Source organism: Hymenobacter siberiensis, from assembly GCF_018967845.1.
In the GTDB taxonomy this organism is placed as follows: domain Bacteria; phylum Bacteroidota; class Bacteroidia; order Cytophagales; family Hymenobacteraceae; genus Hymenobacter; species Hymenobacter siberiensis.
Genome location: NZ_JAHLZZ010000001.1, coordinates 263,598 through 276,039 on the forward strand (window position 1 = coordinate 263,598; position 12,442 = coordinate 276,039).

A 12,442-nucleotide genomic window follows, 5' to 3' on the forward strand; every position below is an offset into this window, starting at 1 on the left:
GTGTTTCTAGCCCGAATTGGTTTCGTGCAAGCATCAGTGCAACGGTGCATTGCCTACTTTTGCCTTTTCACCGATTTGCTCGTTGCTTCTTCCGGTAGTGTGCGGCTTGCACATTTGCCGGTGTCTTGTGTCCCATTCGTTTCTATGCGCTCCTTTAAAAGCCTGAACAACCTCGTCGGCTGGCTCGTGTTTGCCATTGCCTTCGCTACCTACCTGCTCACCCTGGAGCCTACCGCTTCGTTCTGGGACTGCGGCGAGTTCATTGCCTGCTCCTACAAGCTGCTGGTGCCGCACCCTCCGGGCGCGCCCACCTTCCTGCTGCTGGGCCGGCTGTTCTCGCTGTTCTCGTTTGGCGACGTTACCAAAGTCGCAGTGCTCATCAACGCCCTCTCGGGCCTGAGCAGCGCCTTCACGGTCTTGTTTCTGTTCTGGATTATCACCCGCATGGCCCGCAAAATGGTGCTGCGCGATGCCACGGGCAACAGCGGCCTGGCGGCCGAAGCCATTGAGCCCAGCGGCTACCAAAGCCTGCTCATTCTGAGCGCGGGCGTGGTGGGCGCACTGGCCTTTGCCTTCTCCGATTCCTTCTGGTTCAATGCCGTGGAGGGCGAAGTTTACGCCATGTCGGCGCTGTGCACGGCAGCCGTGGTCTGGATTATGCTGAAGTGGGAGGCGCACTCCAACGAAGCCGATTCGGATAAGTGGCTCATTCTGATTGCCTACGTTATCGGCCTCAGCATCGGGGTTCACTTGCTGAACCTACTCACGCTGCCCGCCCTGGGCTTCATTTACTACTACCGCCGCACTGCTAATCCTTCGCTGAAGGGCGGCATCATCGTGATGGTGGTGAGCATGATTATCGTGGGGTCCATCCTGGTGGGCATCATTCCGGGCCTGCCCACGCTGGCCGGCAACTTCGAGGTGTTCTTCATCAACACCGTGGGTTTGCCCTTCAACTCGGGCCTATTCATCTTCCTGATTGTGTTTATCGGGCTGATTTGGTTTGGCTTCCGCCTCTCTTTCCAGCGCCGCAGCCAGTTGCTGAACACGGCCATGCTGTGCTTCACGTTCATCCTGATTGGCTATTCGAGCTACCTGATTGTGCCGATTCGCAGCTCCTTTCAGCCCACCATCAACGAAAACGACCCCGAGGATGTGCTCTCCTTCGTGAGCTACCTCAAGCGCGAGCAGTACGGCTCGCGGCCCCTGCTCTACGGCCCGCAGTTCAACGCCCAGCCGGTAGACTACGCCGAGGGTGCCCCCCGCTACGCCCGCGACCCCAAGACCAACACCTACAAAGAGATTATGCCGCGCCAGCAGGAGCCGGTGTACCGCGACGAGGACAAGATGCTGCTGCCCCGCATCTACAGCTACGAGCCCGACCAGATTGCCAACTACAAGAAGTGGGTGGATATTCAGGACGGCGTGAAGCCCACCATGGGCCAGAACCTGGGCTTCCTGCTGCGCTACCAGATGGGCCACATGTTCTGGCGCTACTTCATGTGGAACTTCGTGGGGCGCGAGTCCGACGTGCAGCAGGCGGGCGTGGTTACGCCCTTCAGCCCCAGCGCGAAGGCGCTGCCCCCCCGCATCGGCGAGAGCCCGGCGCACAACAACTTTCTGGCCCTGCCGCTCATTCTGGGCCTCATCGGCCTATGGTTCCAGAGCCGACGCGACAGCAAAGACGCCTGGGTGACCGGCCTGCTGTTTCTGATGACCGGCCTGGCCATTGTCATTTACCTCAACCAGCCGCCGCGCGAGCCGCGTGAGCGTGACTACACCTTCACCGGGGCCACCTTCGCCTTCGCCATCTGGATAGGCTTGGGCGTGCTGGGACTGGCCGAATTATTTGGCAAAGTAGTGAAGGCCGACGGGCTGCGGGCCGGCCTGGCCCTGGCCGTGGGCCTGCTGATTCCGGGCATCATGGCCGCGCAGGGCTGGGACGACCACGACCGCTCCGACCGCTACAACTCGGTGGACTCGGCCAAGAACCTGCTGAATAGCTGCGCTCCGAACGCCATCCTGTTCACCAACGGCGACAACGACACCTTCCCGCTCTGGTACGCCCAGGAGGTGGAAGGCGTGCGGACCGACGTGCGCGTGGCCGTGCTGAGCTACCTGAACACAGACTGGTACATTGCCCAGATGAAGCGCCGCTCCTACCTCTCGCAGCCCTTCCCCATCTCGATGCCGGCGGCAGCCTACGCCCAGGGCACCAACGACATGCTGCCCTTCGCCGCCAACCCGGCCGTGCCCAGCGTGAACCTCAAGGAATTTATTGAGCTGGTGAAGAGCAACAACCCGCTGCTGCAGGTGCAGTACCAGGAAAACGGCCCGATGATGATGAGCTTCCCCACGCCTAATTTCTTCCTGCCGATTGATACCGTGGCCGTGAAGAAGCTCGGCATCATCCCCAAAGGCCGCGAAAACCAGCTCGTGAGCAAGATGGAGTGGAGCATGGGCAAGCGCGCCATCGAGAAGAAAAACCTGGTGATTCTGGACATGATTGCCACCAATAACTGGAAGCGGCCCATCTACTTCAGCAGCACCGTGGCCCCGAGCGACTACATGAACCTGCAGCCCTACTTCCAGCTCGAAGGCATGGCTTACCGCCTGCTGCCCCTGAAGGACCCCAACTACGACCCCCGCTCCGGCGACGAAGGCTACGTGGAAAAAGACCTCACCTACCAGCGCCTGCTGAAGGATTTCAGCTACCGCGGCCTGCAAAACCCGAAGATTTTCTACGACGAAAACAACCTGCGCTTCCCGGCCAACTACCGCGACAAGTTCGCCCGCCTGGCCAATGCCTACCTGGCGTCCAACAACGTGGCCAAGGCCAAGGAAGTGGCCGACAAAGCTCTGGAGCTGATGCCCGACAACACGATTCCCTACGACTACTACTCGCCCCAGCTGGTGCCCGCCCTGGTGGCAGGTGGCGAAAAAGCCAAAGCCGACCAGATTCTCGACACCATGACCCAGCGCTCGGAGCAGATGCTGGCCTACTACGCCACCAAGCCCGACGGCAGCCTCTTCGAGGACGACCAGCGCGGCTACCTCCTGGGCCTGCAAAGCGTGTACCGCGCGGCCGAAATGGCCGGCGACAAGCCCCGCAGCGAAAAAGCCCTGGGCCTGATGAACCAGTACTACCCGCGGTAAATGGGTAAGTGAGTAAATGAGTAAAGGCCGGTCCGCAGTGTGCGGGCCGGCCTTTTTAGTAGCGCGAACTTTTAGTTCGCGTCCCCAAACATCAATCGTTGCAACGGCACGGGGACGCGAACTAAAAGTTCGCGCTACGGCCGAAACTGCCCATTCCTAGTGCTCCGCGTGGGCGCGGCACGAAAACGCCGTGCGGTCCAGTCGGGGCGGGTTGTTGAGGTCGAAATTGAAGGCCACGCTGTTCAGGTACATGGCCACCCGCAGACGCTCGGCCAGGGTGGCGGGCTCCTGCACCCGGTGGCAGGCTTCGGTTTCGGCGTGGGTGCCGGCGTGAAACGCGGTGCGGTCGAGGCGGAGAGACATGGAAAGACGATGTTTATTAAGTGCTAAGCCCTAATTAAACGAACAATAAGACCGGCGTAATCAATTGGCTATGAGAATAAAGGCTTACAGCTATCAGCTAAAAGCTAATGGCTTGGTACTTACTTACTCTCAAGTTTACGCAAGTGAGAACCGCTCGGGATATTTTCATTTAAGCAACGACCCTTTTCAATAATTTCTCAACTGCCTTGGGAACGAGGTGACATAGGCAGTTGAGGTTCTCGGGAGCATTTGGCACAAGGAGACAAGTGCTCCCGAGGACCTCAACTGTCTCCGACAGGAAGTGACATGGACACATTCGGGTCGCACTTGCGCCTAACTCATCGGGTTGGGGGCAAATGCGGCCCGCCGGAGCATTCGGCACCAAATACTTCACTTTGGACAGATTCTTCGTTAGCCATGCCGTCCGTTTTCACGTAGTTTTATTCTATGCCGGTTCGTTTGCTTCTATTGGTTGTATTGCTGCTCACGGCCTTCGCGCCCCTGGCCCCGCGCCCCGACTACGCCGGCCTCTACCGCGACGCCCCGCACCTGGCCGTGGACACCCGCCGCGAGGGCGACAGCCTGCGCCTCTACCTGCACCTGCCCGCCCCCGCCCGCCTGGGGCCGGGCCACCCGCTGCGCCTGGCCGCCTGGCCCAGCTACGAAGCCAAGCTGCCGCTGTGGCAGGACAGCATCGCGCGCCGCCGACAGCACCCGCGCCCCGAGGCCGATGGCAGCCTGCGCCTCAGCTTCTGCATCGCGGCGGCCCGCGTGCCCGCCGGGGCCATCCTGCAGCTCAGCACCGCCCCAGCCGATGCCAAAGACGACTACCAGGAGCCCGCCACCACCGCCTGGCTGCGCCTGACCGAGGCTGTGCTGGCGCGCCCCTTCGTGCTCACCGACTCGGCCGGGCAGCCCCTGGCCCGCCGCTACGTGCGGGCCGGCGAAACCTTCGGCGTGGACAGCTACGGCCTGATGCAGCCCGTGCGCTGGAAGCGCTACGCCGTGACGCCCACCCCCGCCCTGCCGCCCATGACCAGCCCGGCCGCCATGCCCGCCGGCTCGCGCCTGCTGCCCGTCCTCGACTCGGCCGAGGCCCGGCCCGGCGAGCCGCTGCGCTTTCAGGAGGCCGGGCTGTATGCGCTGAAGGTGGGCGGCGCGGGCGGCATGCCTACCCGCACGCTGGCCGTGCTGGTGGGGGCCAACAATTACCCCGCCCTCACCACGGCTTCGGAGCTGATTGAGCCGCTGCGCTACCTAACCACCAGCCAGGAGCGCCAGCGCCTCACCGACGCGCCCGACCCTAAGCGGGCGGTGGATAAATTCTGGCTCGACATTGCCCAGGGCAACCAGCGGCAGGGCAAGGAATTGATTCGGCAGTTCTACGGCCGCGTGACGGCGGCCAACCGGCTTTTCGCGGCCCACAAGGCCGGCTGGCTCACCGATAGGGGCTTGCTGTACGTGGTGTTGGGGCCGCCGCCGGGCGTGCGGCGGCTGTTCAACGGCGAGGAACGGTGGTTTTATTCCGATGGCGGGCTGGGCGGCGGGCCCATCACCTACACCTTCCGGCCCCGGCCGAGTACCTTTGCCCCTGATTACTACGAATTGGTGCGCCGGCCCGAGTATGAGTTGCTCTGGTATGCCGCCGTTGAAAAATGGAGAACCCCACTGACCGCCCTGACCGGCCCGAACGCCCCAACCGCCCTGCCCGCCCGGTAGCCGGCCGCCGCTTTTACGACGGCGCCAACCGCCCCGTCACCCCGAAACAGTTCCGCCCCGACCGTGGCGGCGCTGAATTTGACGACCTGCCCGCCCGTCCCAAAGGCCGCGGCGGCTCCGACAACCGCGACGAAGCCGCCGGCGACCGCACCGGCCGCTCCGACCGTGGCGAGTCGCGCCCACCCTACCGCGAGCGCAGCGAAAGCAGCGAGCGCGGCAGCAACGCCGGCGGCGAGCGCCCCCGCTACGAAAATCGCCCGGCCCAGGCAGCGAGCATCGACATGCTGTTTGGCCTGCGCCCAATTCAGGAAGCCCTGAACGCGGGCCGCACCCTAGAGAAGATTTTCCTACTGCGCGGCACCAAAAACAGTCTCGTAACGGACATTTCGGCGGCCGCCCGCGCCGCTGGCATCCAGGTGCAGCTGGTGCCCGTGGAGAAGCTCGACAACCTGACCCGCAAGAACCACCAGGGCGCGGTAGCCTTTGTATCACCCATCGACTACGCGCCGCTCGATACCATCGTGACCGGCTTGTTTGAGGAAGGAAAAGTACCCTTCCTGCTGCTGCTCGACCGCATTACCGACGTGCGCAACTTCGGCGCCATTGCCCGCACGGCCGAGTGCCTGGGCGTGCAGGCCATCGTGGTGCCCAGCCGGGGCGCGGCCCAAATCAACGGCGACGCCCTGAAAACCAGTGCCGGCGCATTGAATATCCTGCCCGTGTGCCGCGAGAATAATCTGCACGAAACCATACGCTTCCTCCAGCAGTCCGGCATTACCGTCGTGGCCTGTACCGAGAAAGCCGAAGAAGCAGTAGGTGCCGCCGAAATTGACTTCACCGGCCCCGTAGCCATCCTCATGGGCTCAGAAGAAGACGGCATCTCGCCCGACCTCCTGAACTTGGCCGATGTGAAGCTGAAAGTGCCCATGAGCGGCCAGATTCAGAGCTTGAACGTGGGCGTGGCTGCTGGCATTATGATGTTTGAAGTGGCCCGGCAGCGCGTGAACCAAGCGGAGTAGAACGACCACTCCCCTCCTCAGTTGAGGAGGGGATGTGAGCGCCGAAGAGGCGCGAACGGGGGTGGTTGCGCCGTTGCACGACACCCGAACGAAAACGCCCGGATTATACCGGGAATCGCTCGGGTGTCGTGCAACGGCGCAACCACCCCCGTTTTTGCTACGCAAAAACTCCCCTCCTTGGTAAGGAGGGGAGTTTTTCGGCAGCCTAGTTATACCCCCCGCCCTTCTTCGCCTTCACATCGGCCACGAAATCCTTCACGCGCTGCTCCTCACTGCGCTTGCAGATGAGCAGCACGTTGTCGTACTCGGCCACGATGTAGTCTTCCAGGCCCTGCACTACCACGAGGCGGTCGGCGGGGGTTTTGATGACGCAGCCGGTCGTATCGTAGAGCATCACGTCACCGCTCACCATATTGCCGTTCTCATCGTGCTGGCCGATACGGTGCAGCGAATCCCAGGTGCCCACGTCGCTCCAGCCGAAATCGGCGGGCATCACGTACACGTTGTCGGCCTTTTCCATCACGCCATAATCGATGCTGATATTGCGGCAGCGCGAGTAGGCCCGGCTGATGAACTCCTCTTCCTCGGTCGTACCCAGCTGTTCGGCTCCTTCATCAAATACCTCGGCAATGTCGCCCAGATAGTGGTGGAAGGCATCGATGATGACCTCGGCGCGCCACACAAACAGGCCGGAGTTCCAGAGAAAGTCGCCGCTGTCCACGAACATGCGGGCCAGCTCCAGATTGGGCTTTTCGGTGAAGGTTTTCACCTTATGCAGTTGGCCGCCGGGCAGGCTCTGGTCGTCCATGTACTGGATGTAGCCGTAGCCGGTATCGGGCCTGGAAGGCTGGATGCCGAGGGTGATGAGCACATCACTGGCCCGGGCGGCCGCCACGGCGATGTCGATGAGGCGGCGAAACTCGTCTTCGCGCTGCACGGCGTGGTCGGCGGGCGTCACGATGATGATAGCCTGCGGGTCACGCTGGGCAATGCGATAGCAGGCATAGGCAATGCACGGCGCGGTATTGCGGCCAATGGGCTCGCCCAGAATCTGGTCGGCGGGCAGGTGGGGCAGGTGCTCCTGCACCAAGTCTACGTAGTCGCGGTTGGTCACCACAAACACGTTTTCGGGCGGGCAGATACCCTGGAAGCGGTCCACGGTGAGCTGGAGCATGGAGCGGCCCGTGCCCAGCACGTCGTGAAACTGCTTGGGGTGGTTGGTGCGGCTGAACGGCCAGAACCGGCTGCCAATACCGCCAGCCATGACAACGATGTAATTGGAATTCATTGAGGCAAATGTAAAGGAGAACGAGATGGGGCGTGCAGGTCTGCTATTTACTCAATAAATACTATATAATTGAAAAGCCAACGCAATCAAACCAACCCTTCGCGCAGCAGGTCGTGCAGATGAATGAACCCGGCAAACTGTCCGTCCTCCGTCACTACCAGTTGCGTGATGTTGCGTTGCTGCATGCGGGCCAGGGCTTCGGCGGCAAAGTCTTCCACATCAATTGTAGCGGGCTGGGGCGTTAGAATGTCCCGCGCATTGAGCTTTTCCAGGTCCGAAAAGCTGCCCAGCATCCGGCGCAGGTCGCCATCGGTGATGATGCCCGCGAGCTGGCCGGCGGCATCGAGCACGGCGGTGGCCCCGAGGCGCTTGCCCGATATTTCGAGCAGCACTTCCCGCAGCGGGGCATCGGCCGGCACCTGGGGGCGCTGATTCTGGCGGCTCAGGTCGCCCACTTTCAGGTAGAGGCGCTTGCCGAGGGTGCCGCCGGGGTGCAGGCGGGCAAAGTCGGCGGCCGTGAACTGGCGACTTTCGAGCAGGCACACGGCCAGGGCGTCGCCCAGGGCCAGGGCAGCGGTAGTGCTGGTAGTGGGCGCGAGGTTGTTGGGGCAGGCCTCTTTAGTAACGGGGGCGTGCAGCACGTAAGTGGCTTGCTGGGCCAGGTAGGAATCGGCATTGCTCACGAGCGCGGCCAGCGGCACGCCCTTGCGGCGCAGCAGCGGCACCAGCACCTTGATTTCGGGCGTGTCGCCGCTCTTGCTGATGGCAATGACAAAGTCCTGCGGCTGAATCATGCCCAGGTCGCCATGAATGGCATCGGCGGCGTGCATGAACAGGGCCGGCGTGCCAGTGCTATTGAGCGTGGCCACGATTTTGCCCGCGATGTGGGCGCTTTTGCCAATACCCGTGACTACCACGCGGCCCTCCAGCTGCAGGATAGCCTGCACGCAGGCCACGAAATCGGGCGTGGCAGCAAGGGCGTCGGCCACGGCGCGCACGGCATCGGCCTCCTCGTACAGCACCTGGCGGGCAATGGCCAGCACATCGACGGCAACCGGGGCCGCCCCGGTGGTGGCATTATCAGAATGGATAGTAGCAGGCATGAGCAAGACGCGAAATGTTATTGCAAAATTGGGGGAAAGAAGCTGAGCCCGCCTCCCCCGGCCAAAACCAGCCAGTGCCGGTTAATGGATAATTTATAGCAGGCCAACCGCTAACTTATGTCAAGTCAAGTGGCTCGCCACTTCGGAAACCGCTACTTGCCACAGATGGACGGGGTTGAGAGCCCGAATTTTCCAAATAGCCTCTTCGCATTTCGCAAGCGGCAGCAATATGAATAAATTGTTTTCCACAATTCATGAGAAACACCATTTTTCATGCTGAAAATAGGGGTTATTGCTTATCTTCGTTATGAACCGCGAGTCGGTACGCCTTTCATCAGTGCTTTTGTCCCATGTCCTCAGTTGCCCTCCAAGAAGCCCCGGTCCTCACGGCCGATTTGAAATATACGCTTAAAGAAGTATTTGGCTACGGCCAGTTTCGGGGTACGCAAGAGGCTGTTATTCAAAACGTGCTGGCCGGGCACAACACGTTTGTGATTATGCCTACCGGCGCGGGCAAAAGCCTGTGCTACCAGCTGCCGGCCCTTGTGGTGCCGGGCACGGCCATCGTCATCTCGCCCCTCATCGCCCTGATGAAGAACCAGGTCGACCAGCTCGGGGCCTTCGGCGTGAACGCGCAGGTGTACAATTCGACCCTGACCAAAACCGAAATGAAACGAGTGCAGCGCGACGTGATAAGCGGCGAGGTACGCCTGCTCTACGTGGCCCCCGAAAGCCTCACCAAGGACGACACCATTGAGTTCCTGTTGAAGTCGACCATCAGCTTCGTGGCCATCGACGAGGCCCACTGCATTTCAGAATGGGGCCACGACTTTCGGCCCGAATACCGCAAGATTCGCGGCATTATCGATAACCTCGGGGGCAACGTGCCCATTATTGCCCTCACGGCTACGGCCACGCCCAAAGTGCAGCTGGATATCCAGAAAAACCTGCAGATGGACGACGCCAGCGTCTTCAAAACCAGCTTCAACCGCACCAACCTCTACTACGAGGTGCGCGCCAAGCACAACACCAAAAAGCAGCTGATTCAGTACGTGAAGCTGCACAAGGGCAAGGCTGGCATCATTTACTGCCTGAGTCGCAAGAAGGTGGAGGAAATTGCCGAGCTGCTGCGCGTGAACGACGTGCGCGCCCGTCCCTACCACGCCGGCCTCGACCAGCAGGTGCGCATTGATAATCAGGACGCGTTTCTGAACGAGGAATGCGACGTGATTGTGGCCACTATCGCCTTCGGCATGGGCATCGACAAGCCCGACGTTCGCTTCGTGATTCACTACGACGCGCCCAAATCCATTGAAGGCTACTACCAGGAAACCGGGCGCGGCGGCCGCGACGGCCTGGAAGGCAACTGCCTGATGTTCTACAGCTACGACGACATTCTCAAGCTAGAGAAGTTCAGCAAAGACAAGCCGGTGACCGAGCGCGACAACGCCCACCAGCTGCTGGCCGAGATGACCAACTACGCCGAAAGCGCCGTGTGCCGCCGCCGCCAGCTGCTGCACTACTTCGGCGAGCAGCTGGACACCGACTGCGGCTTCTGCGACAACTGCCGCCACCCCAAGGAGCGGTTTGAGGGCGAAGCAGCCGTGGGCCTGGCCCTGCGCGCGACCGTGCAAACGGAGGCGCGTTTTAACCTTAAACACATCGGGCAGGTGCTGCTGGGGCTCAACAACCCGCACATTGAGAGCTACGCCCACAATGCGCTGCCGATTTACGGCCAGGGTAAGGCGCTGGGCGACGCGCAGTTCTGGCACTCGGTGCTGCGTCAGTGCCTGCTGAACGATTTTCTGGAGAAGGACATCGACAGCCTGGGTCTGGTGCGCATCACCGAGAAAGGCATCGACTTCATCGAGAACCCGCGCTCCATCACGCTCACGAAGGACCACAACTTCGACGAAGAGCAGAAGGCCGACGAGGAAAAGGTGGAGGAGCAGCAAGCCGCCGGCCACGACGAAGCCCTGTTCGCCCAGCTCAAGGAGTTGCGCAAGCAGGTGGCCAAGCAGAAGAACCTGCCGCCCTACGTCCTCTTCCAGGACCCGAGCCTGAAGGAAATGGCCACCACCTACCCCCAGAGCCTGCACGACCTCACGCACGTATCGGGCGTGGGCCAGGGCAAGGCCCAGAAGTTTGGTGCGCCGTTCGTGGCCGCCATCAAGAAATACGTGGAGGACAACGACATCGAAACCGCCGAGGACGTGGTGGTGAAGTCGGCCGTGAACCGCTCGAAAATCAAAATCTACGTCATTCAGCAGATTGACAAGAAGATGATGCTGGAGGATATTGCTTCCTCAAAAGGCATTTCGATGGGCGAGCTGATGGAGGAAATCGAGCACATCTGCTACTCCGGCACCCGACTTAATATCGACTACTACCTGGAGGAAATGGTGGAAGAAGAAGTACGCGACGAAATTTACGGCTACTTCATGTCGGCCAATACTGATAACATTGCCGTGGCGATGAAGGAGCTGGGCAATGACTTTACGGAAGAAGAGCTGCGGCTGGTGCGTGTGAAGTTCCTGAGTGAGGTAGCCAACTAAATCACTGATTTTTCGGATTTAAGCGGATTTCACGTATTTTGTGGCCGATTATTTTGGGGCAATGTCGTGCTGTTGAATGTCCGATTTGTTTTTATGGATTGGTTTCATGGGGTGCAATTCAAAACTACGCGCTGCCCTTTTCATGAGTCATCGGCCCTTGCCTCTGGGCTCCACTAAGGGCATCAGATACCAGTCCGAACTTCTGCTTGGCGGTGGCAGCGCGCAGTTTTGAATTACACCCGTTTCACGTTAGTTGAAACTCGGTTAAACAGGCTTACGGAAACCATAATTGGCTGCGCCATGAGCGTGCATAGTGAGTTGGGCAGTGGGTTTCCAGAGGCAATTTTCCAGCGGGGGCTGGGCGTGGAGCTTGCGGCGGCTAACGTTGCTTTCCAAGCAGAGGTACACTTGCCCGTCTTCTATAAGGAAACATCCATTGGGTCGCGGCGGGCTGACTTTCTGGTCAACGACCAAGTGTTGGTCGAGTTAAAGGCAACCAGTGAATTAACCTCCCTCAACTATGCGCAGGCAATCAATTACCTTAAAGCTTACCACCTGGAAGTTGCGCTTCTAGTCAATTTTGGCGAATCCAGCCTCCGGTTCAAATGCTTCCTCCACAATCCCTCCCGCCCGCTCTCCCATTAATTGCGCCTCAATAACATAAAAAGGGCCCCAACTGCGCACGCAGCTGGGGCCCTTCGCAATCGTCCACAAAATCCGTGAACTCCGCTTAAATCCTAAAAATCAGTGATTTAGCAGTACTCCTCGAACGCACCTTGCAGGTTGTTCACGATGCGCATGGCGTCGGAGCCTTCGATGTGGTAGCGCTCAATCATGTGCACCAGCTCGCCGTCTTTGAACAGGGCGATGCAGGGCGAGGAGGGCGGATAGGGCAGCAGGTGCTCGCGCATTTTGGCTACGGCTTCGGTTTCCATGCCGGCAAAAACGGTGACCAGCTTGCCGGGCTTTTTGTCGGCGCTGGCGAGGGCCATTTTCAGGGCGGGGCGGGCTTTGGCGGCGGCGCAGCCACACACCGAGTTCACGGCCACCAGCACGGTGCCTTCGTTCGAAGCGAGGGCGGAGTCAACCTCCTCGGCCGTCATCAGCTGCTCGAAACCAACTTCGGTGAGGTCCTGGCGGATGGGCGCCACCATGTATTCGGGATAAACTGCCATTGTCGTAATAATTTAGATTGAAAAGCGGCGGGGCCGCGTACGGGTGCAAAAGTACGAAGGTCTA

At 60.5% G+C, this 12,442-nt stretch carries 9 protein-coding genes; 5 read left to right on the forward strand and 4 right to left on the reverse strand.

Translation table 11 applies throughout. The annotated features are described in order from the left end of the window. The first annotated feature begins 144 nt into the window (after window positions 1-144). Window positions 145-3,156 carry a protein O-mannosyl-transferase family gene (locus KQ661_RS01175; RefSeq protein ID WP_216685437.1) on the forward strand — a complete coding sequence of 1,004 codons (3,012 nt, stop codon included), beginning with the start codon at window positions 145-147 and terminating at the stop codon, window positions 3,154-3,156. Between the two features lie 156 nt (window positions 3,157-3,312). Here the strand turns inward: KQ661_RS01175 and KQ661_RS01180 are convergent, their stop codons facing one another. Continuing rightward, entirely contained in the window at window positions 3,313-3,519 is a 207-nt protein-coding gene (locus tag KQ661_RS01180) for a hypothetical protein (protein ID WP_216678976.1), read from the reverse strand. A gap of 459 nt (window positions 3,520-3,978) precedes the next feature. On the opposite strand from KQ661_RS01180, the gene KQ661_RS01185 reads away from it, so the two are divergent. After that, window positions 3,979-5,238: a GWxTD domain-containing protein gene (locus KQ661_RS01185; protein ID WP_216685438.1), complete on the forward strand. Its 1,260-nt coding sequence runs from the start codon at window positions 3,979-3,981 to the stop codon at window positions 5,236-5,238. Continuing rightward, complete coding sequence (gene rlmB / locus KQ661_RS01190) at window positions 5,175-6,257, forward strand: 23S rRNA (guanosine(2251)-2'-O)-methyltransferase RlmB (protein WP_226915677.1); 1,083 nt, start codon at window positions 5,175-5,177, stop codon at window positions 6,255-6,257. The genes KQ661_RS01185 and rlmB overlap by 64 nt, the downstream gene beginning before the upstream one ends. 205 nt (window positions 6,258-6,462) lie before the next feature. On the opposite strand, the gene KQ661_RS01195 is transcribed toward rlmB, so the two are convergent. Then, window positions 6,463-7,545: a mannose-1-phosphate guanylyltransferase gene (locus KQ661_RS01195; protein ID WP_216685439.1), complete on the reverse strand. Its 1,083-nt coding sequence runs from the start codon at window positions 7,543-7,545 to the stop codon at window positions 6,463-6,465. An 86-nt stretch (window positions 7,546-7,631) separates the two neighbouring features. Further along, window positions 7,632-8,648, reverse strand: a complete 1,017-nt coding sequence (locus KQ661_RS01200) for a KpsF/GutQ family sugar-phosphate isomerase (protein WP_216685440.1) — start codon at window positions 8,646-8,648, stop codon at window positions 7,632-7,634. A 350-nt stretch (window positions 8,649-8,998) separates the two neighbouring features. On the opposite strand from KQ661_RS01200, the gene recQ reads away from it, so the two are divergent. Then, window positions 8,999-11,203, forward strand: a complete 2,205-nt coding sequence (gene recQ / locus KQ661_RS01205; protein ID WP_216678980.1) for a DNA helicase RecQ — start codon at window positions 8,999-9,001, stop codon at window positions 11,201-11,203. Window positions 11,204-11,431: 228 nt separating this feature from the next. Beyond that, window positions 11,432-11,848, forward strand: a complete 417-nt coding sequence (locus KQ661_RS01210; protein WP_262898288.1) for a GxxExxY protein — start codon at window positions 11,432-11,434, stop codon at window positions 11,846-11,848. Window positions 11,849-11,955: 107 nt separating this feature from the next. On the opposite strand, the gene KQ661_RS01215 is transcribed toward KQ661_RS01210, so the two are convergent. Beyond that, on the reverse strand, window positions 11,956-12,378 hold the full coding sequence (locus tag KQ661_RS01215) for a BrxA/BrxB family bacilliredoxin (protein WP_216678984.1): 423 nt from the start codon (window positions 12,376-12,378) through the stop codon (window positions 11,956-11,958). Window positions 12,379-12,442: the final 64 nt, after the last annotated feature.